The organism is Cellulomonas sp. NPDC089187 (assembly GCF_040685135.1).
Lineage (GTDB): Bacteria > Actinomycetota > Actinomycetes > Actinomycetales > Cellulomonadaceae > Cellulomonas.
This window is the reverse complement of sequence record NZ_JBFBHI010000002.1, coordinates 595,653-621,216: the sequence shown is the minus strand read 5'-3', so window position 1 is coordinate 621,216 and position 25,564 is coordinate 595,653. Positions and strand designations below refer to the sequence as shown.

The following is a 25,564-nucleotide window of genomic DNA, read 5'->3' as shown; positions in this document are numbered from 1 at the left end:
GACGTACCGGACGTGACGGGTCAGGACCAGTCCACCGCGCGCAGCACCGGCCAGGCCCCGTCCGACCAGTTGGCGATCACCGTGGCGGTGGTCCCGGTCGCCGGGTCGTGCCAGCTGCGCCCGGAGACCCCCGCGTCGTAGCCCTCCAGGATCAGCGTGCCCGAGGTCAGCCCCAGCCAGAATCCGTGGCCGTAGCGCATGCCCTCATCCGCCACCTCGCTCACCGGCGTGGTCAACCGGGCCAGCGTCTCCGGTGAGACCAGTCGCCCGTTGAGCAGCGCCGACCAGAACGCGGCCAGGTCACCGGCCGTGGTCGCCGCCCCGCCATCACCGGAGCCGACCACCGGCAGGTGCAGCACATTCGTCCGTGGCCCGTCCGCGGCCAGGTAGTGGCGGGCCAGGTCAGCGGTGGGCTCGTCACTGCGCGGGAAGCCGCTGTGGCTCATCCCCGCCGGTGTGAACACCCGCTGCCCGACCAGCTCAGCGAAGGCCACCCCCGTGGCCCGCTCCGCGACCAGCGCCAGCAGCACGAAGCCCGCGTTGTTGTAGCGGAAGGTCTGCCCGGGCTCCTCGACCTGCGCGCGGCCGTCCAACAACGGCAGGTACGCCTCGGTGTGATCCAGTCGGTGCACCGGCACGTCCAGCACATAGTCGGTGATCTCACCCTCGGACTCGTCCAGGTAGTCGCCGATCCCGGAGGTGTGCGAGAGCAGCTGCGCCACGGTCACCCGGTCGTCCGTCAGCGGCAGGTCATCACCCAGCAGAGTGCGCACCGGCTGGTTCCAGCCGAGCTGTCCGGCGTCGATCAGCGACCCCACCGTGACCACGGTGAACCCCTTGGTGATGCTGGCGACACCGAACCGATGGTCGACCGTGGCCGGGATCTGCCGTGCGCGATCCGCCAGGCCGTAGGCCCGGGACACCGGTGCCGCCCCCGGTCGGTCGACCCGGATCACGCCGCTGAAGTCGCTCGCGCGGGCTGCGGTGTCCAGGACGGTCGCAAGGTCGGTGGCGCTCATGCCGACGACCCTAGGCAGTCCCCTCCCGCTCGGACGAGGGAATTGGCAACGGGGCGAGCCGCCGCAGCAACGCGCCGGTCCTGCCGTCCACACCACGATCCAGCAGCCGGGTCAGATCCGCCGGCAGATCGACGTCCTCGCGCAAGGTCGGCACCTCCAGGGCCAACCGCCGGTAGCCGAGCCCCTGGTGTGCGGCGGCCGACCCGGGTCCGAACCGTGACCGGAAGTCGACACCGGGGCCCACCGTGAGCAACGTCGTCCCGGTGCCCTCCGCATCCGCCAGCACGCTCCGGACCTGCGCCGCAGCGGCCGACAACGCGGCCCCGAGCTCCCCCGGATCGAGCCTGGGCAGGTCACCGAGCAACACCGCGACCCCCACACCCGGCGCCTCCGTACGCGCCCGCTGCACCCCGGCCAACACCGCACGATCCAGCGCTGCCCATCCGGAGCCGACCTGCGCATCCGGCTCGGGCAGCACACCCACTCGCGGCAGCTCACGCACCGCGGCGGACACCTCGGGGTCACCGGTCACCACCAGCGTGCGCGCCACCGCGGGGCAGTCGGCCACCCCCGCCACCGTGTCCCAGGCCATCGCCCGGACGAGAGCGGCGCGCGCCCCCGGTTCCAGCACCTCGGCGAGTCGGGTCTTGCCACGCCGGGCGTCCTTCACCGGGACGACGACCACCCACCGAGCACTGCGCACCCGGGGAGCCTAAGCCCCGGACCGGCGTTGCAGTGCCGCGTCGATCTCCGCCTTGCGCCCGGTGATCAGCGCCTCCACCGCGGAGTCCGGCAGCGGCCGGTCCAGGGTGAACCGGATGCCGCCCTTGGTCGCGCCGAAGCCGTCCAGGGTGGCGATCACCGCGGCGGTGACCTCCGAGCTGAACGGGTAGACCGCGCACCCGGCCCGACCGGTGGTCACCGCGAGCAGGGGGCGCCCCCGATAGCGCAGGGCGGGCATGCCGTAGCTGGTGCCCTGTTCGGCCTTGGGCACCACCTGCACCGCCCGGTCGTATACCCGCTGCACCGCCGGTCGGATGTCCTCGGGCAGACCCGCGACCTGAGCGTCCACCTCGTTCATCGCTGCTCCCTTGTGCTGGTGACGCCGTGCTCCCCCAGCATGGCACCGGGGTGCGAGGATGGCCCGATGGTTCTGTGGACGAACGGTGACCCGCGCCCAGCAGGGTTGGCACGGAAGGGGGCATCGGCATGGAACACGTGACGATCCGGTTCGCCCTGGAACCCGACGAGGACGGTTGGCCGCCGGTGGCATCCGAGGGCATCTGGGCGCAGCCGTTGGGCGACGGACGGTATCGCCTCGACAACACGCCGTGGTTCGTCCGTGGCACCTCGGCCAACGATGTGGTCGCCGCCGCCCCCGATGCGGCGGGAACTCTGTGGTGCTCCAGCACCATCGGGCAGAGCGATCGACTGACCGTGCGGGTCATCCCGCGCGACGACGGTCCGCTGCGTGGCGAGTGCCAGGGCGTACTGGACGCCTTCACGCCGCTCGGTGTCACAGGTGAAGGGCTGACGCAGCCGCTTCACCTGGTCGCCCTCGACATCGGACCCGCGGTCGACCTCGGGGCCGTCAAGCGGCTGCTGGACGCCGGCGAGAACGACGGCCGGTGGTTCTACGAGGAGGGGAATGTGTCACCACAGTGGGAGGCGCTATGACACGCACACTCTGGATGACCGGGAACACCGAGGCCGATCAGCTCCTGACCGCCGACCCCTTCGCCCTCCTGCTCGGGATGCTCCTCGACCAGCAGGTCGCCATGGAGACCGCCTTCGCCGGACCGGCCAAGATCGCCGAGCGGATGGGTGGCCTCGACGTGCGCCGCGTCGCGGATGCCGACCCCGAGGAGTTCGCCGCGTTGTGCGCCACTGCCCCGGCGGTGCACCGGTACCCCGGCTCGATGGCGGGACGTATCCAAGCGGTGGCCCGGGCGGTGGTGGCCGACTACGACGGCGATGTCACCCGACTGTGGACCGACGGCGACCCGGACGGCGCGACAGTCCTGAAGCGACTCAAGGCGCTGCCGGGCTTCGGTGACCAGAAGGCGCGGATCTTCCTGGCCCTGCTCGGCAAGCAGCGGGGTGTGCAGCCGCAGGGCTGGCGCGAGGCCGCGGGAGCCTATGGCGACGACCACCCGCGGTCCATCGCCGACGTGGTCGATGCGGACTCGCTGCTGGCGGTACGGGCGACCAAGCAGGCGGCGAAGGCAGCCGCTAAGGCGAAGAAGGGCTGAGAGGACATGATCATCGTGACCAGCAACGAGGTGCCCGGCTATCGCATCCAGGCCGTGCTCGGGGAGGTGATGGGCCTGACCGTGCGCTCGACGAACATCGGGGCGAACTTCACCGCGGGATTCCGAGCCATCGGCGGCGGGGAGATCCCCGAGTACACCCAGATCATGTACGAGTCCCGGCACGAGGTGATGCGCCGCATGACCGAGGAGGCCACCCAGCGCGGGGCGAATGCCATCGTGGCGATGCGGTTCGACACCGACTCCATCGGGCAGTTCTCCGAGGTGTGCGCCTACGGCACTGCGGTGATCGTGGAGCCGATCCCGGGCGGGCAGCCGGGTGCGACCGGTCAGTCGGCTCAGATCGCGGGCAGCCAGGGGTTCTGAGCCACGGTCGACCCGGTCACGGCCGCTGGTCGACCCCCGCTTCCCCATCCGCCCAACCCCGCCGGTAGGCCTCGGCGGTGCCTTCGCGGAACATGTCCTCCGGTCCGGTCCGGACCAGGACCCGCGCGCCCGGACCGTCCTCGGCGGTGACGGCGTGACCCATCCCGCGGACCACCGCCACCGGACGCCCTGTGGCCTTGCCCTTGACCAACTCGGCGGCGGCGGCGATCTCATCCGCGAGCGCGGCCATGGACACCTCCAACCGGCGACCGTGGGTGTCGGTGCTGCCCCGCAGATCCTCTAGCACCCGCACCCCGGCGGCACCGATGGCCAGGTCGGTCTGACCCTGCCGCCAGGTCCGTCCGGCGGTGTCGGTGATCACCACCCCGAGTCGGATGCCGAACCGGGCCGATAGCGCGCCACGCAGTCGACGGGCGGTGCCATCCGGGTCGACCGGCAGCAGCAGCACAGTCCCCTCGGCGGTGTTGGAGGCGTCCACCCCGGCGGCGGCCATCACCAGGCCGAGCCGGTTCTCCACGATCCGGGTCACCCCGTGGGCGTGCGGGCGGGTGGCGACCACCCGCACGGTCTCCGCGGTGATCGCGTCCTCCCGGTCCGCGGCGGCGACGATTCTGCCCTCGGCCTTGGACACGATCTTGCTGGTGACCACGATGATGTCGTCCTCGGCCAGGTCATCGGCCAGCAGGTCGCCGATCAGCGCGGCCAGATCGTCACCGGGTGTCACCTCGCCCAGACCGTCGGGGGCCCAGGCGGTCAGTCGCGTGCTCACCGGGCGAGCTTCGGCAGCACCTCGCGGCCGAAGACCTCGATCCACTCCCGCTGGTTGCGTCCGACGTTGTGCAGGTAGATCCGGTCGAAGCCCAGGTCGACGTACTTCTGGATCTCCGCGCGGTGCACATCCGGGTCTGCGGAGATGACCATCCGCCCCTCAAAGTCCTCCGGTCGCACCAGCTTGGCCATCTGCGCGAAGTCGAAGGGCGAGCGGATGTCGGCCTTGGGGAACTTCATCCCGCCGTTCGGCCACTCGGTCATCGCGTTGGTCATCGCCTGCTCGTCGGTGTCCGCCCAGGACAAGTGCAGCTGGAGCACCTTCGGCAGCTGCTCCGGGTCACGACCGGATTCGCGCACACCGTCGGCGAACTTCTCGAACAGCCCGCTGATCTTCTCCAGCGGTGCGCCGACGGTGATCAGGCCGTCCGCGTGCTTGCCGGCCCGCTTGGCGGTGACCGGACCGGCGGTGGCAACCAGGATCTCCGGCGCGACCTCCGGCATGGTCCACAACCGGGTCGACTCCAGCTTGTAGAACTGCCCTGAATGCTTGACGTCCTTGCCCGCCAGCGATGCCGCGAACAGCTTCTTGATGATGTCGATGGCCTCGAACATCCGGTTGATCCGCTCCGGGGCCTCCGGCCAGTACCCGGCGACGATGTGCTCGTTCAGTGCCTCGCCGGAGCCGAGTCCCAGCCAGTGCCGCCCGGGGTACATCGCCGCCAGCGTCGCGGAGGCCTGCGCCACCATCGCCGGGTGCCAACGGAAGGTCGGCGCGGTGACACCCGGTCCCAGGTCACCGGTGGTGCGCTCGCCCAGCGCGGTCAGCACGTTCCAGACGAAGGACGACTGGCCCTGCTGCGGCACCCACGGCTGGAAGTGATCCGCCGCCATCGTGCCGAGGAACCCGTGCTGCTCGGCGTAGGCCGCCAGCTCCACCGCCTCGGTCGGGTGGAACTGCTCCAACATCGCCGCGTACCCGACCTGCAAGCTCACCTGTGGCTCCCCATGTTCTGGACGGCTGAACCGCCTGGTCCGTCGAGGTTAACCGCGGTTGCTGCCCACCAGCGCGCCGGTGGCGTACAGGGCGTTGCCGACGGCGGCCACGGTCTCCTCGAAGATGTCGTTGGAACGGGCAACGCCGACAGCACCGGCCATCATTCCGGAGCCGGTCTCCCGCTCCAGCCGCACCACCATCGTCCCCTGGTGATCGAAGAACAACACGGTGAACGTCAGCCGCTGCGCCTTCTTGCCCGCCAGGGCACCGAGTGTCGCGGTCTTCCACTTGCTGCCGCGACCGACCGTCCAGCCACCGTTGGGCAGCTGCGCCTCGATGGTGAAGCCGGCGCTGTCCAGTGCCTCACGCACCACGGCCTTGCCCGCGTCGGGTGATCCGGAAACGAAGAAGTCGGCGACAGCCATGGTGGGAGATCCTCTCGGGCAGACACGAGCAGCCCCAGGTCAGGGCCGAGCAGACGCTAGCGAAACTCCGATGATGTCGGCCGCATCACCGCGGTATGACCTGGGAATCGGGTACCGGTGGACGTAGGATTGAGCAACCGAGACTCCTCGACGACACCCTCCCGCTCCCTTCACTTCTGAGGAACACCCGTGCCTTCGGCCAGCCGCCGTCCCGCGTCCCCGACCACCACCCGTCCGACCTCGACCCGCGGCTCGCTGACCCCGCGCACCGTGGCGCGCACCCGGCATGCGGTGCCCCGGTTCCGCCCGCACCGCCGCACCCCCACCCCCGGACTGCCGGACTCCTCGCTGCGCGCCGCCCTCGGCGTGCGCAACTTCCGGCTCTACGTCACCTCGCAGGTGCTGACCAACACCTTCGGCTGGGCCGCCCGAGTGGCGCAGGACTGGCTGGTGTTGACCCTGACCGGTTCGGCCGCGATGGTCGGGCTCACCGTGTCGCTGCAGCTGTTGCCGGTGCTGGCCCTCGGCCTGGTCGGCGGTGTGCTGGCCGACCGGTTCCCCCGACGACGACTGCTGATGATCACCCAGACCGTCTTCGGGCTGTCCGCGTTGGCCATCGGGCTGTTGGTGCTGACCGGGAACGTGCAGGCATGGCATGTGCTGCTCGGCGCGTTCGTGGGTGGTCTGGCCACCGCATTCGACAACCCGGCCCGGCAAGCCTTCGTGCACGAGGTGGCGGGTCCGGCGCACCTGCGTCAGGCGATCAGCATCAACTCCGCGGTCTTCCAGCTGGGCGCGCTGCTCGGCCCCGCCGTCGCCGGTGTGCTGATCAAGCTGGTCGGGCAGGGATGGACCTTCGAGCTGAACGCCCTGGCCTGTCTGGTCGCGGTCGGGCTGCTGGCGTCGATGCGGTCGGCCGAGCTGACCCCCACCCCCGCGGTGCCCCGCGCCAAGGGCCAGCTGCGCGAGGGATTGGCCTACGCACGCACCAGCCCGCGCATCCTGTGGGCCACCGTGCTGCTTGGCTTCGTCTCGATCACCGGCGTGAACATGGCCACGGTGTTAGCGGCGTGGGCGGACGGGGTCTTTGAGTCGGATGCGGGCGGCTACGCGCTGCTCAACTCGATGCTGGCGGTGGGTGCGCTCACCGGTGCGCTGCTGGCTGGTCGGCGCAAAGGCGGTCGGCTGCTCAACCTGGTGCTGCTGGCCGGGGCGATCGGCACCATCCAGGTGATCGCCGCCGCCGCACCCTCGCGCCCGGTGTTCATCGTCGCGCTGATCGGGATGGGACTGTGCACCATCCTCTACCTGACCAGCTCCAACACCCTGGTGCAGACCACCGTCGCCCCCCATCTACGCGGCCGGGTGATGGCGCTGTACATCCTCACCGGGCTCGGTGCTCAGGGGATCTCCGGCACGCTGATCGGCTGGGTGTGCGAGCAGTTCGGCCCGCGGATAGGCATGGTGGCTGCCGGGGTCGGTCCCCTGCTCGGGGCACTCATCGTCGGGCTGGTGCTGGCCCGTCGGTCGGACTGGGACATCAGCACGTTGCGGCCCGCCGCCGTCACTACCGGCCCGGTCACCACCACCGCCGAGTCGCAGGACGCCCGACTGCCGGAGTGACGTCCGGTCCGGTCGTCCGGGTCTGGAAAGATGTCCCCCATGACCGACCAGTCGTCCACCAGCCCGCTGTCCCCCAACACCCCGCCCGCCGTCAAGGCTGTGCGCGAGGTACCGGACCGGGTATCGCTGGAGGGTGTCGAGGAGCGTTGGGACACGACCTGGGCCGAGCAGGGCACCTACGCCTTCGACCGGACCGCCACCCGCGAGCAGGTGTTCTCCATCGACACCCCGCCGCCGACGGTCTCCGGCTCGCTGCATGTCGGACACGTCTTCAGCTACACGCACACCGACGTGGTGGCCCGGTACCGCCGGATGCGCGGTGCCGAGGTGTTCTACCCGATGGGCTGGGACGACAACGGTCTGCCCACCGAGCGCCGGGTGCAGAACTACTTCGGGGTCCGCTGCGACCCGTCGCTGCCCTACGACCCGAACTTCACTCCCCCGCATGTCGGCGGTGAGGGCAAGAGCATCAAGGCCGCCGACCAGGTGCCGATCAGCCGGAAGAACTTTGTCGAGCTGTGCGAGCGGCTGACCGTCGAGGACGAGCAGCAGTTCGAGGCGCTCTGGCGTCGACTGGGCCTGTCGGTGGACTGGACCCGCACCTACCAGACCATCTCGGCGGAGTCCCGGGCGGTCGCCCAGCAGGCGTTCCTGCGGAACCTGGCCCGCGGCGAGGCGTACCAGGCCGAGGCCCCCGGCCTGTGGGATGTCACCTTCCAGACCGCGGTCGCCCAGGCCGAGCTGGAGGCCCGCGACTACCCGGGCGCGTTCCACAAGGTGAACTTCCACGGCGTGGACGGCAGCACCGTCCAGATCGAGACCACTCGCCCGGAGCTGCTGCCCGCCTGCGTCGCACTGATCGCCCACCCGGACGACGAGCGTTACCAGCACCTGTTCGGCACCACGGTCACGTCCCCGCTGTTCGGGGTCGAGGTGCCCGTGCTCGCCCACCCGGCTGCCGAGCCGGACAAGGGCGCGGGCATCGCCATGTGCTGCACCTTCGGTGACCTGACCGACGTGCAGTGGTGGCGCGAGCTGAACCTGCCCACCCGCTCCGTGATCGGCCGCGACGGCCGACTGCTGCGCGACGTGCCGGAGTGGATCAGCGATGAGTCCGGTCGGGCGCTCTACGCCGAGCTGGCAGGTAAGACCACCTTCTCCGCGCGTGAGCTGGTGGTGAACGCCCTGCGCGAGTCCGGCGACCTGGACGGCGAGCCACAGGCCACCCAGCGCAAGGCGAACTTCTTTGAGAAGGGCGACAAGCCGCTGGAGATCGTGACCAGCCGCCAGTGGTACATCCGCAACGGGGGCCGGGACGAGAACCTGCGTGAGCAGTTGCTGGCCCGCGGTCGTGAGCTGGGCTTCCACCCCGACTTCATGCGGGTGCGCTACCAGAACTGGGTCGGCGGCCTGAACGGTGACTGGCTGATCTCTCGGCAGCGGTTCTTCGGCGTGCCGTTCCCGGTCTGGTACCCGGTGACCGCCGAGGGCGAAGTCGACCATGAGCACCCGATCCTGCCCACCGAGGACCAGCTGCCGATTGACCCTTCGTCCGACGTGCCCGCGGGCTACACCGCGGATCAGCGTGGCGTGGCCGGCGGGTTCATCGGTGACCCGGACATCATGGATACCTGGGCGACCAGCTCGCTGACCCCGCAGATCGCCGGTGGCTGGCGCTCCGATCCCGACCTGTTCGAGCGCGTGTTTCCGATGGACCTGCGCCCCCAGGGGCAGGACATCATCCGGACGTGGCTGTTCAGCACCGTGGTTCGCTCGCATCTGGAGTTCGGCACACTGCCCTGGAAGGACTCCGCGATCAGCGGCTGGATCCTTGACCCGGACCGCAAGAAGATGTCGAAGTCCAAGGGCAACGTCGTCACCCCGATGGGCCTGCTCGAGGAGCACGGCTCGGACGCGGTGCGCTACTGGGCCGCCTCCGCTCGACTCGGCACCGACGCTGCCTTCGAGGTCGGGCAGATGAAGATCGGTCGCCGTTTGGCGATCAAGGTGCTCAACGCCTCGAAGTTCGCACTGTCCTTCGGCGGCGCCGAGCAGGGTGGACGATTCCTGGACCCGGCGCTGGTCACCCAGCCCCTGGACCGTGCGATGCTCGCGGGCCTCGCCGATGTGGTGGACCGGGCCACCGAGGCGCTGGAGTCCTACGACCACACCCGGGCGCTGGAGCTGACCGAGACCTTCTTCTGGACGTTCTGCGACGACTACCTGGAGCTGGTCAAGGACCGGGCCTACGGTGCGGGTGCGGACTCCACCGAGGTCTCCGCCGAGACTGCCTCTGCCCGAGCCGCGCTGGGCTTGGCACTGGATGTGCTGCTGCGGCTGTTCGCCCCGGTGCTGCCCTTCGCCACGGAGGAGGTCTGGTCCTGGTGGCGGGAGGGCACCGTGCACCGTGCACCGTGGCCGACCTCGCAGGTGCTGCGCTCCGCCGCCGGTGACGCTGATCCGGCTGTGGTCGCTGCCGCCGGTGCCGGGCTGGCCGCGCTGCGCAAGGTGAAGTCCGAGGCCAAGCTGTCGATGCGGGCCGAGGTCACCTCCGCCACCCTGGAGGTCCCCGCCGCGATGCTGACCGGTGTGCAGGTCGCGCTGGGCGACATCCGCGCCGCGGGCCGGGCCACCGGCACCCTGGATGTGGTGGAGGTCGCGGACTCCGCCGATGCCACCGTGGTCGCCCGGGACGCCGAACTGCTGCCGCCGGAGCCGAAGCAGAAGCCGACCGCCTGAGCCCACTGGCCGAACGGGCCCGTCACCCCCATCGTGGGGTGGCGGGCCCGTCGTCGTCCTCGCCCCGAGGGCGCGCGTTATGAATATGTATTGCTGCCCCTGTATGGTTTTCCAGTTCGTGCTGTCCTGTGAGGGAGATCCACCATGCGCACCCGTTCCGCCGCTCTGCTGCCCGCCGCCGCCGGTGTGGCCCTGCTGCTCGCCGCCTGCTCCAGCGGCGGGGACGACACCTCCGCGGAGGGCACCTCCGATGGCGTGCAGCTGGTGTCCTCCGGTCAGCTGACCCTGTGCACCAACCCGCCCTACGAGCCCTTCGAGTACGAGGAGGGCGGACAGATCGTCGGCTTCGACCCCGCGATCGTCGGCGAGGTCGCCAAGGATCTGGGCGTCGAGCTGACCGTCAAGGCGACGCCGTTCGAGGGCATCCAGTCCGGCGCCGACCTCAACACCGGCAACTGCGACATCGTGGCCTCCGGCGTGACCATCACCCCCGAGCGTGAGGCGAAGATCGACTTCTCCGAGCCGTACTTCGACGCGAACCAGGGGTTGCTGGTCGAGGAGGGCTCCGACCTGGACTCCGCGGACGCGCTGACGGGTAAGACCGTCGCCGTGCAGCAGGCCACCACCGGGGAGACCTGGGCGCAGGAGCAGGGGCTGACCACCGTGCAGTTCGAGGACCTGGGCCTGCAGATCCAGGCCCTGAAGACCGGACAGGTCGACGCGGTGATCAACGATGTCGCTGTGCTCGGCCCCTGGGCGAAGGACGGTCTGGAGATGACCGCCACCTTCTCCACCGGCGAGCAGTACGGCCTGGGCGTGAAGAAGGGCAACACCGCCCTGCTCGACCAGGTGAACGCCACCCTGGACCGGATTCACTCCGACGGCACCTACGACGAGCTCTACACCCAGTTCATCGGCACCGCGCCGATTGAGGCGGCGACCGCCTCGCCGAGCGCCGACAGCTGACCATGAGCACACCCTCCTCCCCCGCTCGGCCGGATGCGCTCCCGCCGACTGCCGGGCGGGCACGCTGGTCGCCCCGGCGTCGAGCCCTGGTGGCCCGGACCGTGCAGTACGGACTGCTGGTCGCTGTCCTGGTGGTGCTGGCGTTGGTGGTCGACTGGTCGCAGGTCGGCCCGGCGTTCTTCAACGGTGAGGCCGCCCGCGAGGTGCTGCCCAAGATCCCGCAGGCCTTCCTCAACACGCTGCGCTACACGGCGGCCGGATTCGCGGTCGGCCTGAGCCTGGGCACGCTACTCGCCCTGATGCGGATGTCCTCGGTCGGTCTGAACCGCTGGATCGCGACCGTCTACATCGAGTTCTTCCGGGGAATCCCCGCACTGTTGGTCGTGATCGGGATCGGGTACGCGCTGCCGATCGCCTTCGGCGGTGGGATCGGCTCGCTGACCGGCAAGCTGGCCCTGGCGCTGGGCATCGTGTCCGCGGCCTACGTCGCCGAGACGCTGCGTGCCGGACTCCAGGCCGTGCCGAAGGGTCAGATCGAGGCGGCGCGCTCCCTGGGCATGTCCCACACCCGCACGCTGGTCAGCGTGGTGATCCCGCAGGCCTTCCGAATCGTTCTGCCCCCGATGACCAACGAGTTCATCCTGCTGACCAAGGACACTTCGCTGGTCTTCATCCTGGGCATGGCGGTCGACCAGTACGACCTGACCAAGGTCGGCCGCGAGGCGCTGAACACCGCCGCCGGTGGGTTCACCCCGCTGTTCCTGGTGGGCGCCTGCTACCTGCTGATCACCCTGCCGCTGGGCTACCTGGCCCGCTATCTGGAGCGCCGCGGCGCGAGGAGCCACTGATGAGCGTCGTCCGGGTCGATGACCTGCACAAGTCCTTCGGCGACCGGGAGGTGCTGCGCGGCATCGACCTGACCGTCGAGTCCGGTGAAGTGGTCTGCGTGATCGGGCCCTCCGGCTCCGGCAAGTCCACCCTGCTGCGCTGCGTGAACCTGCTGGAACAGCCGACCGGCGGCCGGATCGACGTGCTCGGGATCGACGTGACCGACCCCGATGTCGACATCGACCGGGTCCGCACCCATGTCGGGATGGTCTTCCAGCAGTTCAATCTGTTCAGCCATCGCACCGTCCTGGACAACTGCACGATGGCTCAACGCCAGGTGCTCAAGCGCTCCAAAGCCGAGGCGGAGCGGATCGCCCGGGAGAACCTGGCTCGGGTCGGGCTGGCGGACCGCGCGGAGGCGATGCCGGCGCAACTGTCCGGCGGTCAGCAGCAGCGGGTGGCCATCGCCCGTGCGCTGTCGATGGACCCGCAGCTAATGCTCTTCGACGAGCCGACCTCGGCGCTGGACCCGGAGCTGGTCGGTGACGTGCTGGCGGTGATGCGGGACCTCGCCGATGCGGGGATGACCATGATCGTCGTCACCCATGAGATGGCCTTCGCCCGGGAGGTCGGCGACCGCGTCATCTTCATGGACGGTGGTGTGGTGGTCGAGGACGGCCCGGCCGATCAGGTGATCGGCGCGCCTCGGCAGGAGCGCACCCGTGCGTTCCTCCAGCGGGTCCTGAACCCGACGCACGCCTCCGACGCCTGACGGGGCTGATCGGACGGATACGATGCCGAACTGTGCCCGGTGAGGGCCGTCCGATCGACCCCAGCGACCTGGAGCACCGATGCGCGAGTTCAGCGCCGACACCCCTGTCCCGCATGACCCCCGGATGAATGTGCCGGGTCTGCTGCTGGACCGACTCGCCCGCGACCCGCACGGGGTGCTGATCGAGCGGAACACCGGCCTGGGTGGATCGTGGCAGCCGGTCACCGTGCGCGGGTTCGTCGACGAGGTCACCGCACTGGCCAAGGGTCTGGTCGCCCAGGGCATCCAGCCGGGCGACCGCGTGGCGATCATGTCCCGCACCCGCTACGAGTGGACGCTGACCGACTTCGCGGTGTGGTTCGCCGGGGCGGTGGGTGTCCCGGTGTACGAGACCTCCTCCGCCGAGCAGGTGCAGTGGATCCTGGCGAACTCCGGGGCGACGCTGGCCGTGGTCGAATCCGCCGCCCACGCCGCGGTGCTGGACCAGGTGCGGCCCCAGGTACCGAGCCTCGGCGAGGTCTTCGTGATCGACGACGACGCGATCGGTCGGCTGATCCAGTCCGGTACCGACATCGAGGACGCCGAGATCGAGCGTCGCCGCGCCCTCGCCCAGGCCGACGACCTGGCCACGATCATCTACACCTCGGGCACCACTGGTCGACCCAAGGGCGTGGAGCTCTCACACGGGAACTTTGTCGACAACGTCCGCAACGGGGTGACCGCCCTGGCCGAGGTCTGCGCCAAGCCCGGGGACCGCACCCTGCTGTTCCTACCCCTGGCGCACGTCTTCGCCCGGTTCATCCAGATGATCGGCATCCAGTCCGGTGCCGTCCTCGGACACGCCCCGAGCACCCGGACCCTGCTGGCCGACTTCGCGTCCTTCCGGCCGACATTCATCCTGGGTGTGCCCCGGGTGTTTGAGAAGGTCTACAACTCCGCGGAGCAGAAGGCCGGGTCCGGTTTCACGCTCAAGATGTTCCGCTGGGCCGCCAAGGTCGCCATCACCTACTCCCGCGCGCTGGACACCCCGACCGGTCCCTCCGCGCAGCTCAAGGCCGCCCACACGCTGGCCAGCACCCTGGTGCTGCGCAAGCTGCGGGCAGCGATGGGTGGCGCGCTGGTCTATGCGATCTCCGGCGGCGCACCGCTGGGCGAGCGACTGGGGCACTACTACCGCGGGATGGGCGTGGTGATCCTGGAGGGCTACGGCCTGACCGAGACCACGGCCCCGAGCGCGGTGAACACCCCGGACCTGATCAAGATCGGCACCGTCGGCCCGGCATACCCCGGCACCACCCTGCGCGTCGATGATGAGGGTCAGATCTGGGCCAAGGGCCCGCACGTCTTCCGCGGCTACCACGACGACCCGGAGGCGACCGCCGAGGCACTGCAGGACGGCTGGTTCGCCACCGGTGACATCGGCACTCTGGATGACGACGGCTACCTACGGATCACCGGACGGGCCAAGGAGCTGATCGTCACTGCCGGCGGCAAGAACGTCGCGCCCGCGGTGTTGGAGGACCGGTTCCGCGGGCACCCGCTGGTCTCCCAGGTGGTGGTGGTCGGCGACGGCCGCCCGTTCATCGGCGCCCTGGTCACCCTCGACACGGAGATGCTGCCCGGCTGGCTGTCCATGCACGGCCTGCCCGCGATGGACGTACGCACCGCTGCCCAGCACCCCGAGGTGCTAGCCGCTCTGGACCGCGCTGCTGCCCGGGCGAACGAGGCGGTCTCCCGTGCGGAGTCGATCCGGAAGATCCGGGTGCTGACCTCCGACTTCACCGAGGAGAACGGCTACCTCACCCCGTCGCTGAAGGTGAAGCGCGCGCTGGTGCTCCGCGACTTCGCCGAGGAGGTGGAGGCGCTGTACACCGACACCCGCACCGCGCAGGAGAAGGCCTCCGGCGGGCACTGAGCGCCGGAGGAGCGCCCCTCAGAGGCAGGTCTCGCCCAGTTTCACCGCCGACAGCTCAACCATCACCGTGGTGGGTGACTCCACACCGGGCTCCGGCACCTGCGCGCACACCTGCCAATTCGAGTCGCGCAGCTGCGGGCGTCGACGTCCCGACGCGTCCTCTTGGTCCATCAGGTAGGAACCGTGGGACTGGAGAAGTTCCTGGGCTTCCTGCAGATTCATCCCGACCACATCCGGCATGACGAACGTCTCCGGCGTCTGCGACTCGGCGGCGGTGGCCGTGTCGGACTCCCCTCCGCCCGAGCATCCGGCCAGGAGCAGCAGAGACAGGGCGAGGGCGGGAAGGGCGCGATCGCGCATCGACAACTCCGTGGTGATGTGGGGTCGGGAAGGGCCGTCCCGACGCTAGCCCGCGCCGCTCACCGCAGATCTGAGCGAAACCCCCCGGTGCGCGTCCACCACCACTCAAACACCGACGTGGTGGCCCTCACCCGCACTCGGGCGCGGGCCACCACGGGGCTCACACCACGTCGCGCAGTCGGGCCTGATCCGCCGACTGGCTGGGCACCGCCTCGCTGGGCGTCGACTCATCCACCCAGCGCAGGATCGCGCCCACCCCATCGACCAGATCGGCCGCGCCGTCCGGCACCAGCGTGAGTCCGGCATCCTGGCCGAGCGCCGCCCGCAGGATCGCGGCATCGGCGGGCATCACCCGAGCTGACCCCTCCGGTGTGCCCAGTGCGATCAGGTCGTCGGCGTCCACCGCGACCTGCAGCGGCTCGGGCCCCACGTGCAGCCGCCGCTCGCTCAGCGCCGAGCCGGGCAACGTGAGGTCGTCCCGGACCAGCAGCTCAGCGACCTGACCCCGTTGCAGCACAGTCACCAGGTCGGGCACGGACGTCACCGCCGCTTCACCCCGACCCTGTGCGGTCCGGAACCGGTCCAGCACCTTCTCCCGACGGCGCGCCCGATGCTCGAACAACGCCGCGGCCACATGCTCCTCGAATGCCTGCTGGTTGACCCCGTCGGCGCGCGACCCACCGGGCACCTCCGCGATCAGCTCACGGACGTGCTGCCCCACGGCATCCTTGAGCAGCGACACCGCCCGGACATCACCGGTCAGCAGCACGATCTCGGGGTGGCGCTCGGCCACCTGCCGGTCCAGGTCGGCGGCCACGGTCTCCGCGTTGCGCTCCCAGGAGTCCTCGGCCCGGGTCTGCATCCGCCGGTGCGACCAACCGCCACCCTCCCGGATCTTGTGCACCACGTCGTGGTCCCCCTCGACCACCTCGCGCTGCGGGCGGGCACTGGTGCCGTTGGACCAGGTCAGATCGGCACCCTGCCGGTCGATCTCCACCAGCAGGAACCGGGTGGCCTGGTCGGCCGCGCGCACCGCCGGGGCGAGCGCGGGCACCGCGTCGTAGACCGCAGAGGACTGCGCCGGGGGCTCCTTCACCGTGCGGTCGACCACGATTTCCACCGGGTCGGAGCCGTCCGCGATCACCACGCGGCCGTGCGGACCCGCCACACCGGTGGGCCGGGTCACCCGCTCCTCGATCACATCCAGCACCGCGTCCTGGGCGCCGGTGGCCGCCAGCTCACGGCGCAACGACTTCCAGCGGCCGGCGACCTCCTCGTCACCGGAGGCATCCGCCCGGGTGGCGTCGAGCAGAACCGTGATGAACGGGCCGGGTCGTCCTAGCAGCGGCTTGAGCCAGTGCAGATCCAAGGCAACCTCCAGGGAGTGAGCCGTGGGCCGACACAGCGGTGGCGTAGACCACCGGGGCCGACCGTCTGTCCCGATCCACCCTCTGACACCCGGCGACGACACGCCAGTGCTGGCTCAGGACCGAGCGCGCTGACCCTCGGGTCCGGCGGCGATCTCCTCGTGATGCCGAATGACCTCCTCCACGATGAACGCGAGGAACTTCTCCGCGAACACCGGGTCCAGGTCCGACTCATGCGCCAGGTCCCGCATGCGGGCCACCTGACGTGCTTCCCGTCCGGGATCGGAGGCGGGCAGACCCAATCGGGCCTTGAGCACACCGACCTGCTGGGTGGCCTTGAATCGCTCCGCCAAGATGTGGATCAGTGCGGCGTCGTAGTTGTCGATGCTGCCGCGCAGCCGCGCCAGCTCCGGGGGTAGCTCAGGCACTCTTCTCCCGCGGGGTGCGCTTGGGTGCCTGCCGAGGCACCAGGGTCGGGTTGACGTTCTCCAGCACGACCGCGCGGTTCACCACCACGCGCTCGACGTCGTCGCGGCTGGGCACCTCGAACATCACCTGCTGGAGGACCTCCTCCATGATGGCCCGCAAGCCGCGCGCGCCGGTGCCGCGCAGCAGCGCCTGGTCCGCGATGGCCTCCACCGCGTCGTCGGTGAACTCCAGTTCGACGCCGTCGATCTCGAACATCCGCTGGTACTGCTTGACCAGCGCGTTGCGCGGCTCGGTGAGGATCCGGACCAGGGCCTCCTGATCCAGCGGAGACACCGTGGTGATCACCGGGACACGGCCGATGAACTCCGGGATCAGCCCGAACTTGAGCAGGTCCTCCGGCATGACCTCACCGAAGACGTCCTTGTCATCCGCGGAATGCAGCGGTGCGCCGAAGCCGATCCCCTTGCGACCGGACCGGCTGGTGATGATCTCGTCCAGCCCGGCGAACGCACCGGCGACGATGAACAGCACGTTGGTGGTGTCGATCTGGATGAACTCCTGGTGCGGGTGCTTGCGCCCACCCTGCGGCGGCACCGAAGCCTGGGTGCCCTCCAGGATCTTCAACAGCGCCTGCTGCACACCCTCACCGGAGACATCCCGGGTGATCGACGGGTTCTCCGCCTTGCGGGCAATCTTGTCGATCTCGTCGATGTAGATGATCCCGGTCTCGGCCTTCTTCACGTCGAAGTCGGCGGCCTGGATCAGTTTGAGCAGGATGTTCTCGACGTCCTCGCCGACGTAGCCGGCCTCGGTCAACGCGGTGGCGTCCGCCAAGGCGAAGGGCACGTTCAGCATCTTGGCCAGGGTCTGCGCGAGGTAGGTCTTGCCGCAGCCGGTCGGGCCGATCAGCAGGATGTTCGACTTGGCGATCTCGACGGCGTCCTCGCCTGAGCCCACCGTGCCGGAGCCGCTCTCCCCCGCCTGGATGCGCTTGTAGTGGTTGTACACCGCGACGGCGAGCGACCGCTTGGCGGGCTCCTGCCCGACGATGTACTGCTCGAGGAACTCGAAGATCTCCTTGGGCTTGGGCAGCTCGGTCATGCCCAGCTCGGAGGCCTCGGCGCGCTCCTCCTCCATGATCTCGTTGCACAGCTCGATGCACTCGTCACAGATGTAGACCCCGGGGCCCGCGATGAGCTTCTTGACCTGCTTCTGCGACTTACCGCAGAACGAGCACTTGAGCAGGTCGGCGCCGTCTCCGATGCGAGCCATTGCGGTCCCTTCCCCGTGCGCTCTGCCGCGCTGCTGTCGAGCTGTCATGCCATCGTCGGGACGCTGCCCGGAAGACGCCCGATGAACCATTGCACACCACCAGCCGGGTCGGTGTCAGCCGGAGGCCACCGGAACTGGCGTGTCGCAGGTGTGCGCCCCGGGTGATGGACACCCGGGGCGCACACAGTCACGTCACTTGGGCTCGACCGTGGTGGCCGTCACGCCCTTGCGGCTCTCGAGCACCTGGTCGACGATCCCGTACTCCAGGGCCTGGGCCGCGGTGAGGATCTTGTCGCGCTCGATGTCCTGCTTGACCTGCTCCAGCTCGCGACCGGTGTGGTGCGCCAGGGTCGCCTCCAGCCACTCGCGCATCCGGATCAGCTCATTGGCGTGGATCTCGATGTCGGAGGCCTGGGCGTAACCGCCACCCTCCATCGCCGGCTGGTGGATCAGCACGCGCGCATTCGGCAGCGCCAGGCGACGACCAGGCGACCCGGCAGCCAGCAGCACCGCGGCGGCCGAGGCGGCCTGACCAAGGCAGACGGTCTGGATCTGCGGCTTGATGTACTGCATCGTGTCGTAGATCGCGGTCAGCGCGGTGAACGAGCCACCGGGCGAGTTGATGTACAGCGTGATCGGCCCGTCCGGGTCGGTGCTCTCCAGCACCAGCAGCTGGGCCATGATGTCGTCCGCGGAGGCGTCGTCCACCTGCACGCCGAGGAAGATGATCCGGTCCTCGAACAGCTTGGTGTACGGGTCCTGGCGCTTGAAGCCGTAGGCGGTGCGCTCCTCGAACTGGGGTAGCACGTAACGGGACGACGGGGACGGTGCGGCGGTGCCACCCCAGCCCCCGGCGAGGCGCCCGGCGCGGGCGATGAACTGCGACTCGGTGCTCACGGGTTCTCCTTCAGGGAAGTCAGGTCTGGGTGGGCTCAGGCGTTGGTGCCGCCGCCGCCGGCGACCGAGCCGGCGTGGGTGACGACCTTGTCGATGAACCCGTACTCCAGCGCCTCGGGGGCGGTGAACCAGCGGTCACGGTCCGAGTCGGCGGTGATCTGCTCGACGGTCTTGCCGGTCTGCTCGGCGATCAGCTCGGCCAGCACGGTCTTCATGTGCAGGATCAGCTGGGCGTTGATCCGGACGTCGGTGGCGGTGCCGCCGATGCCACCGGAGGGCTGGTGCATCATCACCCGGGCGTGCGGGGTGGCGTAGCGCTTGCCCTTCGCGCCCGAGGAGAGCAGGAACTGCCCCATCGAGGCGGCCATGCCCATCGCCACGGTGGCGACATCCGGCTTGATGAACTGCATGGTGTCGTAGATCGCCATGCCCGCGGTGATCGAGCCACCGGGCGAGTTGATGTACAGGAAGATGTCCTTGTCCGGGTCCTCCGCGGCCAGCAGCATCATCTGCGCGCAGATGGCGTTGGCGTTCTCGTCCCGGACCTCCGACCCCAGCCAGATGATCCGCTCACGCAGGAGCCGGTTGTAGATGGAGTCGTTGAGGCCGAAGCCCCCGGACTCTGCCCGGGCGATGGCCGGCGTCTGGTCGTTCACGAAGGCTCCCTCATGACGTGCGATTGGTGTCGTGCGTTGCAGCGACCCTAACGCCCGGGTCACCTGCGAATCCTCCCGTTCCGGCCCCGTTTCGCTGTTGGCGCACGTGCGCCGCTCTCGGCAGCGACCCGGAATGACGGAAGCCCCGCCACACGAATGCGTGTGGCGGGGCTCCGACGAGCGGTGGATCAGGCCTCCTGAGTGGCCTCGTCCTCGGCCTGCTCCAGTGCGGCGTCGTCCTCGTCCGACCCGATGTACTCGGACAGGTCGACGGTCTCGCCCTTGTCATCGGTCACCGCGACCCGGCGCAGCGCGACGGCCAGCGCCTTGGAGCGGGCGACCTCAGCGACCATCGCCGGGATCTGACCCTGCTGGTCGATGGTCTGGATGAAGGTGTTCGGGTCCATGCCGTACTGGCGGGAGGCGGACACCAGGTAGTCGATCAGCTCACCCTGGGCGACCTTGACCTCGAGCTTCTCGGCCAGGGTGTCCAGCAGGATCTGGTTGCGCAGGGCGGTCTCGGCCTGCTCCTTCACCTCGGCGCGGTGGGTGTCGTCGTCCAGACGGCCCTCCTGCTCCAGGTGACGGTGGACCTCGGCCTCGACGGCACCGGTCGGCACCGGGATCTCGATCTTCTCCAGGAGCTGCTCGAGCAGGAGGTCGCGGGCCTGCACGGCCTGGTTCTGCCCCTTGATCCGACCGGCCTGCTCGCGCAGGTCGTCGGTCAGCTCGCCGATGGTGTCGAACTCGGAGGCCATCTGGGCGAAGTCGTCGTCAGCCTCGGGCAGGTCGCGCTGCTTCACCTGGGAAGCGGTCACGGTGACCTGAGCCTTCTCCCCTGCGTGCTCGCCACCGACCAGCTCGGTCTCGAAGGTGGTGGTCTCACCGGCGGACAGGCCGGTCAGCGCCTCGTCCAGACCCTCCAGCATGTTGCCGGAACCGATCTGGTAGGAGATGCCGGAGACGGTGTCGACCTCCTCGTCGCCGATCTTGGCGACCAGGTCGATCACGACGAAGTCCTTGTCAGCGGCCGGACGGTCCACGCCGACCAGGGTGCCGAAGCGCTCGCGCAGCTGGTCCAGGCGACCCTGCACGTCCTCGTCGGAGACCTCCAGGCCGTCCACCGACAGCGACAAGCCGTCCAGCTCGGGGATCTCGATCTCCGGGCGGACCTCGACCTCGGCGGTGAAGACCAGGTCACCCTCGTCCTCACCGGCGACCAGGCCGGGAACCTTGGTGACGTCAATCTCCGGCTGACCCAGCGGGCGCAGGCTGTTGTCGCGGATGGCCGAGGCGTAGAACTCGGACAGACCGTCGTTGACGGCGTGCTCCATCACGGCGGGACGGCCCACACGCTGGTCGATGATGCGCGGCGGCACCTTGCCCTTGCGGAAGCCGGGGATGTTCACCTGCTCCGCGATGTGCGAGTAGGCGTGGTCGATGCTCGGCTTGAGCTCGTCGTACGACACCTCAACGGTCAGCTTGACCTTGGTGGGCTCCAGGGTCTCGACGGCGCTCTTCACTTCGATGATCTCCAACTGATCGGACGGTCGATGGGCCGGGCAGGCCCAAACCGGGCCAGACAACAGCGCGCGGGCATGACAAAGACCACGCGTCGGCTGTCCGAGCCTACGCCACCAGGCCGCACGGGGGCCAAAGTCGCGGCAGCTGTCGCACCGCACTCACGACGCGGGTTCGGCCACGGCAGCTCGACGCGGACGAGTCCGCCAGTTCCCGCGCCGCCGGGCGAGGACGATCATGACCGCCGCCATCGCTGCGCCGAGCACCACGGCCACCACGCTGGCCTCCGGCCCGAAGCTGCCGCCGGTGAGCCACTGCGGCCCCTCCATCGTGCTGGTCAGCACCGTCCCGGTGTCGATCCCGCTGCCGGAGACCGAGGCGCCGAAGAGCGTGCCCTGCGCGAAGTTCCACGCGATGTGCACACCGATCGGCAGCCACAGCGACCGGGTGACCAGGTAGGCCGCGCCCAACATCACCCCGGCCTCACAGGCGATCGCGACCGCTCCCCACAACGAGGCATCGGGGTTGGCCAGGTGCACCGCGCCGAAGAGCACCGCCGACACCGCCAACGCCCAGGCCGATCCGACCCGCTCCTCCACCAGGCGGAACACCGCTCCGCGGAACAGCAGCTCCTCACCGACGCCCACCACGATCCAGAAGCCGACCGCTCCGAGCACCGCGCTGATGGCACCGCCGCGGGTGAAGGTCACCTCGCCGCCCAGCGCAATCGCCGCCACGGTGACCGACATGAAGCCCAGTCCGAGCAGGCCGCCCCACCCCAGACCGGCGGTGCTGCGATCCACCGCCAGCTCGACAGCAGGCCGACCCTCCATCCACCGGACCAGCCCGTGGTAGAGCAGCACCAGAGCCGCGGTGGCGACCAGACCGAGGGGCAACGCCGCCAGCGGGGCCAGCTCCACGCCGGTCAGCGTGAGCGTCTGGGTCAGGCCGTAGGCGAGCGCCAAGCCCACAATGAGCACCAGGGCGCGTAGCCAGCGCGGGCGCACCCGGGTCGGGGCGGGCATGGCGGCGTCGTTCATGAAGTTCCCTCCGCTCGGGGCGGAGTGGCTCCGATTGCCAACACTCACCGTCGAGGGCCACAGCCTGGCGGACGTCCAGGCTCAGCAGACATGCGTGAGGTGCCGATCAGACGACAGTTGAGTACCCGCCCCGCAGGAGCGGGGGGTGAAGTCGGGATGGCGGGATTCGAACCCACGACCTTCCGCTCCCAAAGCGGACGCGCTACCAACCTGCGCCACATCCCGTGTTGCGGGGCCGAGTCTAGTGGTGACAACGGACGCCGCGGAGACCCGCTAGGCTAGACGCCGTGGTCCTGGCCAGTCCGGGACCTGCGCGGATGTAGCTCAATGGTAGAGCCTCAGTCTTCCAAACTGATTACGCGGGTTCGATTCCCGTCATCCGCTCCGCACGCGAGGGCCGGGATGCAGGGGCTTCCCGGCCCTCGCGGCATCAGTGGGGACGGCCCGGCGGTCCCGGAACCGGTCCGCCGTTCGGGCATACGCTCACGCCCATGACAGCCGCCACCCGCGACAATGCCGTCGCCCTGCCTGACCCGAGTGACCCCCGCAGCGAGTACGAGCGCCTACTCGCCGGTGACTGGTACCGCTACCGACTCAGCCCGGAGCTGGGCGCGATCACCGCGGCCGGTCACGAGGCCTCGCGCCGGATCGCCGAGCTCTACCGCGAGGATCCTGCCGCCGGGGTGGCGCTGCTGCGCGAGACACTGGGCGGGTTCGGCGAGGGGGCGGACTTCCGACCGCCGTTCTATGTCGAGTACAGCACGCAGCTCAGCATCGGGGACCGGAGCTTCATCAACACCGGGTTCCTGGTGATCGGCGGCGGTCGGGTCAGCATCGGCGCGGATGTGCTGATCGGGCCAGATGCGCGGTTCTACACCTCCAACCACCCGACCGACCCGGAGCTGCGCCGGGCGGGCTGGGAGCGGGCACTGCCGATCACGGTCGGGGACAACGTGTGGTTCGGCGGCAGCGTGGTGGTGTGCCCGGGGGTGAGCATCGGCGCGGACAGTGTGATCGCGGCGGGGGCGGTGGTCACCACGGACGTGCCCGCCGGGGTGATCGTGGGCGGCAATCCCGCGCGGGTGATCCGGGCGGTCTGATGCGGGCGTGCCTAGCTGCGGTCCACCCAGTCGGCGACGGCCTCCAGGTAGGCGGTGCGGGCCGGTTCGGGTGACAGCGCCAGGTCGTGCGCCCCGCCCTCGACGATCTCCACGGTGACGTCCTCCCCCAGGTTCGGGGCCAATCGCCACATGTCGGCGACGTCCAGCACCGAATCGCTGGTCAGCAGATGCTCGTGCCAGCGGTCGTCGGGGCCAGTGGTGTCGGAGGTGAGCATCAGCACCGGCACGTCGATGGCGAGGCCGCGGCGGACGGCGGCATGGCCCCGTCGGACCGCGCGGATGAAGGCGGCCCTGGCCGGGAAGTCGGTGTGCGGCTTCCAGGTGAGGTCGTAGCCCCACTCGGCGTGCAGGGCCTCGCCGTAGTGCGGTGCTAGTCGACGCATCGGGAGATCAGGGACGACCAGGCCGAGGACATCGATCACACCGGTGAGCACGGTGCGCTCGAACTCGGTGCCGCGCAGGTCGAGCCAGGGGCTGTTCAGCACCAGGGCATCGATCAGCCCGGTGCCGCGCCGGGCGTCGGCCCACAGCGCGGCGATCAACCCGCCGGTGGAGTGCCCCAGCAGGACGACCTTGCGGTGACGACGACACAGCAGGTGGACGGCGGTGTCGATCTCCTCGGCGTAACACGCCAACGAGCCGACGGTGTTGGGCGTGCGACCGGGCCGGATCGACCGCCCGTAATCGCGCAGGTCGAGACCGTAGAGGTCGATGCCCCGCTCGGACAGGGCGTTGCCGACATGGGCGTGGAAGAAGTAGTCGACGAATCCGTGCAGGTAGAGCACCGCGGGGCGTTCGGGGTCGTTGCCCGCGTCGGCACGGTGCACCAGGGTGGCGACCGGGTCCGGTGCGCCGGGCAGATCCGGGCGCAGGGACAGGGTGCGGCGTTGCCAGTCGGGGCCTAGCACGTCGGGGTCACTCATGCCCGCATGGTGGCACGGGTGCGGTGGCGACCGTCGTCCGAGTGGGCCACCGTGGAGCCTGTGACCAGGGGAACACCGCCGGAGTGGGCATGTTTGTCCGGGTCAGGCTGTTACGGCTACCGTCAGCTCGGCCGATCCGGCCGAACCCGGTCGAGAAGGGAGCACGCGATGCGGCGCACGCCCGTGCTCACCCGTCCGGCCCCGGACGCTCCGACCTGTCGCTGTCGTTAGAGCGCTGGCCGTCCTCCCCGGGTGCCCCGGGGGGATCCCCACGGCCCGGGCCAGCGCTCGCCCCCTCACCCCCTCACCCGACACGCAGACAGGACGATGACATGGCTCGGATCTACGACGACGCGACGCAGCTGATCGGCAACACCCCGCTGGTCCGGATCAACAAGTTGACCGAGGGCGCCGGTGCCACGGTGGTCGGCAAGCTGGAGTTCTACAACCCGGCCAACTCGGTGAAGGACCGGATCGGTGTGGCCATTGTCGACGCCGCAGAGGCCTCCGGTGCGCTCACGCCCGGCGGGACCATCGTCGAGGCGACCAGCGGCAACACCGGCATTGCGCTGGCATTCGTGGGTGCGGCCCGCGGCTACCACGTGGTGCTGACCATGCCGGAGTCGATGTCCAAGGAGCGCCGGGCGCTGCTGCGGGCCTTCGGTGCGGAGCTGATCCTCACCCCGGCCGCCGAGGGCATGAAGGGCGCGGTGAACAAGGCGAACGAGGTCGTGGCCGAGCGCGAGGGCGCGATCCTGGCCCGCCAGTTCGCCAACGAGGCCAACCCGGCGATCCACCGCAAGACCACCGCGGAGGAGATCTGGAACGACACCGACGGTCAGGTCGACATCGTGGTGGCCGGCATCGGCACCGGTGGCACGATCACCGGCGTCGGTCAGGTACTCAAGGAGCGCAAGCCCTCAGTGCAGATCGTGGGTGTGGAGCCCGCCGAGTCGCCGATCCTCAACGGCGGCCAGCCCGGCCCGCACAAGATCCAGGGCATCGGGGCGAACTTCGTGCCGGAGATCCTGGACACCTCGATCTACGACGAGATCATCGACGTCGACGCGGATACCGCGGTGCGGGTGGCCCGGGCCGCCGCCACTGAGGAGGGCCTGCTGGTGGGTATCTCCTCCGGGGCCGCACTGCACGCCGCCATCGAGCTGGCCAAGCGCCCGGAGAACGCCGGGAAGCTGATCGTGACGATCATCCCGTCCTTCGGTGAGCGCTACCTGTCCACCATCCTGTACGCCGACCTGCTGGACTGAC

Annotated in this window: 26 protein-coding genes and 2 tRNA genes; 12 read left to right on the top strand and 16 right to left on the bottom strand. The window is 69.7% G+C overall.

What is annotated here, in order from left to right; translation table 11 throughout:
• Positions 1-20 precede the first annotated feature (20 nt).
• The 3 genes from AB0N78_RS07240 to AB0N78_RS07230 are packed head-to-tail and all read right to left on the bottom strand — an operon-like array spanning position 21 to position 2,100.
• The gene (locus tag AB0N78_RS07240; RefSeq protein ID WP_363387670.1) at positions 21-1,019 is read right to left on the bottom strand and encodes a serine hydrolase domain-containing protein; all 999 of its coding nucleotides are present in this window, start codon (positions 1,017-1,019) and stop codon (positions 21-23) included.
• Between the two features lie 10 nt (positions 1,020-1,029).
• Positions 1,030-1,722: a 2-phospho-L-lactate guanylyltransferase gene (gene cofC / locus AB0N78_RS07235; RefSeq protein WP_363387667.1), complete on the bottom strand. Its 693-nt coding sequence runs from the start codon at positions 1,720-1,722 to the stop codon at positions 1,030-1,032.
• Positions 1,723-1,731: 9 nt separating this feature from the next.
• Entirely contained in the window at positions 1,732-2,100 is a 369-nt protein-coding gene (locus AB0N78_RS07230; RefSeq protein ID WP_363387664.1) for a DUF1801 domain-containing protein, read from the bottom strand.
• Between the two features lie 128 nt (positions 2,101-2,228).
• Between AB0N78_RS07230 and AB0N78_RS07225 the strand changes: the two genes are divergently transcribed.
• The 3 genes from AB0N78_RS07225 to AB0N78_RS07215 are packed head-to-tail and all read left to right on the top strand — an operon-like array spanning position 2,229 to position 3,655.
• Entirely contained in the window at positions 2,229-2,696 is a 468-nt protein-coding gene (locus AB0N78_RS07225) for a DUF4265 domain-containing protein (protein WP_363387661.1), read from the top strand.
• Positions 2,693-3,271, top strand: coding sequence for an HhH-GPD-type base excision DNA repair protein (locus AB0N78_RS07220; protein ID WP_363387658.1), 579 nt, complete (start codon positions 2,693-2,695; stop codon positions 3,269-3,271). Before AB0N78_RS07225 ends, AB0N78_RS07220 begins: the two co-directional genes overlap by 4 nt.
• A 6-nt stretch (positions 3,272-3,277) precedes the next feature.
• The gene (locus tag AB0N78_RS07215; protein ID WP_363387656.1) at positions 3,278-3,655 is read left to right on the top strand and encodes a YbjQ family protein; all 378 of its coding nucleotides are present in this window, start codon (positions 3,278-3,280) and stop codon (positions 3,653-3,655) included.
• Positions 3,656-3,671: 16 nt separating this feature from the next.
• Here AB0N78_RS07215 and cofE read toward each other — a convergent pair whose 3' ends face one another.
• The 3 genes from cofE to AB0N78_RS07200 all read right to left on the bottom strand — a co-directional run bounded on the left by cofE (position 3,672) and on the right by AB0N78_RS07200 (position 5,866).
• The gene (gene cofE, locus AB0N78_RS07210; RefSeq protein WP_363387653.1) at positions 3,672-4,445 is read right to left on the bottom strand and encodes a coenzyme F420-0:L-glutamate ligase; all 774 of its coding nucleotides are present in this window, start codon (positions 4,443-4,445) and stop codon (positions 3,672-3,674) included.
• Positions 4,442-5,413: a TIGR03557 family F420-dependent LLM class oxidoreductase gene (locus AB0N78_RS07205; protein ID WP_363388247.1), complete on the bottom strand. Its 972-nt coding sequence runs from the start codon at positions 5,411-5,413 to the stop codon at positions 4,442-4,444. The genes cofE and AB0N78_RS07205 overlap by 4 nt, the downstream gene beginning before the upstream one ends.
• A 75-nt stretch (positions 5,414-5,488) precedes the next feature.
• A complete protein-coding gene (locus AB0N78_RS07200) occupies positions 5,489-5,866 on the bottom strand; it encodes a hypothetical protein (RefSeq protein ID WP_363387651.1) in 378 nt (125 codons plus the stop codon).
• Between the two features lie 189 nt (positions 5,867-6,055).
• On the opposite strand from AB0N78_RS07200, the gene AB0N78_RS07195 reads away from it, so the two are divergent.
• The 6 genes from AB0N78_RS07195 (at position 6,056) to AB0N78_RS07170 (ending at position 14,709) form a co-directional block, all read left to right on the top strand.
• Positions 6,056-7,489 (top strand): MFS transporter, encoded by a 1,434-nt coding sequence (locus AB0N78_RS07195; RefSeq protein WP_363387648.1) that lies wholly within the window; start codon positions 6,056-6,058, stop codon positions 7,487-7,489.
• A 39-nt stretch (positions 7,490-7,528) separates the two neighbouring features.
• Positions 7,529-10,228, top strand: a complete 2,700-nt coding sequence (gene valS / locus AB0N78_RS07190) for a valine--tRNA ligase (RefSeq protein ID WP_363387646.1) — start codon at positions 7,529-7,531, stop codon at positions 10,226-10,228.
• Positions 10,229-10,372: 144 nt separating this feature from the next.
• Positions 10,373-11,194, top strand: coding sequence for a transporter substrate-binding domain-containing protein (locus AB0N78_RS07185; protein WP_363387643.1), 822 nt, complete (start codon positions 10,373-10,375; stop codon positions 11,192-11,194).
• Positions 11,195-11,196: 2 nt separating this feature from the next.
• Entirely contained in the window at positions 11,197-12,042 is an 846-nt protein-coding gene (locus tag AB0N78_RS07180) for an amino acid ABC transporter permease (RefSeq protein ID WP_363387640.1), read from the top strand.
• Complete coding sequence (locus AB0N78_RS07175; protein WP_363387638.1) at positions 12,042-12,794, top strand: amino acid ABC transporter ATP-binding protein; 753 nt, start codon at positions 12,042-12,044, stop codon at positions 12,792-12,794. Before AB0N78_RS07180 ends, AB0N78_RS07175 begins: the two co-directional genes overlap by 1 nt.
• Before the next feature lie 79 nt (positions 12,795-12,873).
• Positions 12,874-14,709 (top strand): AMP-dependent synthetase/ligase, encoded by a 1,836-nt coding sequence (locus tag AB0N78_RS07170; protein WP_363387635.1) that lies wholly within the window; start codon positions 12,874-12,876, stop codon positions 14,707-14,709.
• Between the two features lie 18 nt (positions 14,710-14,727).
• Here the strand turns inward: AB0N78_RS07170 and AB0N78_RS07165 are convergent, their stop codons facing one another.
• From AB0N78_RS07165 to AB0N78_RS07125, 9 genes are all read right to left on the bottom strand, one after another.
• Entirely contained in the window at positions 14,728-15,069 is a 342-nt protein-coding gene (locus AB0N78_RS07165; RefSeq protein WP_363387633.1) for a PASTA domain-containing protein, read from the bottom strand.
• 160 nt (positions 15,070-15,229) lie between these two features.
• Positions 15,230-16,438: a Vms1/Ankzf1 family peptidyl-tRNA hydrolase gene (locus AB0N78_RS07160; protein ID WP_363387630.1), complete on the bottom strand. Its 1,209-nt coding sequence runs from the start codon at positions 16,436-16,438 to the stop codon at positions 15,230-15,232.
• 114 nt (positions 16,439-16,552) lie between these two features.
• Positions 16,553-16,864 (bottom strand): chorismate mutase, encoded by a 312-nt coding sequence (locus tag AB0N78_RS07155; RefSeq protein WP_363387627.1) that lies wholly within the window; start codon positions 16,862-16,864, stop codon positions 16,553-16,555.
• Positions 16,857-18,137 (bottom strand): ATP-dependent Clp protease ATP-binding subunit ClpX, encoded by a 1,281-nt coding sequence (clpX, locus tag AB0N78_RS07150; protein WP_363387624.1) that lies wholly within the window; start codon positions 18,135-18,137, stop codon positions 16,857-16,859. Before clpX ends, AB0N78_RS07155 begins: the two co-directional genes overlap by 8 nt.
• 192 nt (positions 18,138-18,329) lie before the next feature.
• On the bottom strand, positions 18,330-19,034 hold the full coding sequence (locus AB0N78_RS07145) for an ATP-dependent Clp protease proteolytic subunit (RefSeq protein WP_363387621.1): 705 nt from the start codon (positions 19,032-19,034) through the stop codon (positions 18,330-18,332).
• Between the two features lie 35 nt (positions 19,035-19,069).
• Positions 19,070-19,690 carry an ATP-dependent Clp protease proteolytic subunit gene (locus AB0N78_RS07140; protein WP_363387618.1) on the bottom strand — a complete coding sequence of 207 codons (621 nt, stop codon included), beginning with the start codon at positions 19,688-19,690 and terminating at the stop codon, positions 19,070-19,072.
• 188 nt (positions 19,691-19,878) lie between these two features.
• The gene (tig, locus tag AB0N78_RS07135; protein WP_363388245.1) at positions 19,879-21,213 is read right to left on the bottom strand and encodes a trigger factor; all 1,335 of its coding nucleotides are present in this window, start codon (positions 21,211-21,213) and stop codon (positions 19,879-19,881) included.
• 159 nt (positions 21,214-21,372) lie between these two features.
• On the bottom strand, positions 21,373-22,251 hold the full coding sequence (locus AB0N78_RS07130) for a type II CAAX endopeptidase family protein (RefSeq protein WP_363387615.1): 879 nt from the start codon (positions 22,249-22,251) through the stop codon (positions 21,373-21,375).
• Between the two features lie 151 nt (positions 22,252-22,402).
• Positions 22,403-22,476: transfer RNA gene (locus tag AB0N78_RS07125), tRNA-Pro, on the bottom strand.
• A gap of 88 nt (positions 22,477-22,564) precedes the next feature.
• On the opposite strand from AB0N78_RS07125, the gene AB0N78_RS07120 reads away from it, so the two are divergent.
• Positions 22,565-22,635, top strand: a tRNA-Gly gene (locus tag AB0N78_RS07120).
• Between the two features lie 107 nt (positions 22,636-22,742).
• Positions 22,743-23,351 carry a sugar O-acetyltransferase gene (locus AB0N78_RS07115; RefSeq protein ID WP_363387613.1) on the top strand — a complete coding sequence of 203 codons (609 nt, stop codon included), beginning with the start codon at positions 22,743-22,745 and terminating at the stop codon, positions 23,349-23,351.
• An 11-nt stretch (positions 23,352-23,362) separates the two neighbouring features.
• Here the strand turns inward: AB0N78_RS07115 and AB0N78_RS07110 are convergent, their stop codons facing one another.
• The gene (locus tag AB0N78_RS07110) at positions 23,363-24,295 is read right to left on the bottom strand and encodes an alpha/beta hydrolase (RefSeq protein WP_363387610.1); all 933 of its coding nucleotides are present in this window, start codon (positions 24,293-24,295) and stop codon (positions 23,363-23,365) included.
• 332 nt (positions 24,296-24,627) lie between these two features.
• Between AB0N78_RS07110 and cysK the strand changes: the two genes are divergently transcribed.
• Positions 24,628-25,563, top strand: a complete 936-nt coding sequence (gene cysK, locus AB0N78_RS07105) for a cysteine synthase A (RefSeq protein WP_363387607.1) — start codon at positions 24,628-24,630, stop codon at positions 25,561-25,563.
• Position 25,564 lies beyond the last annotated feature (1 nt).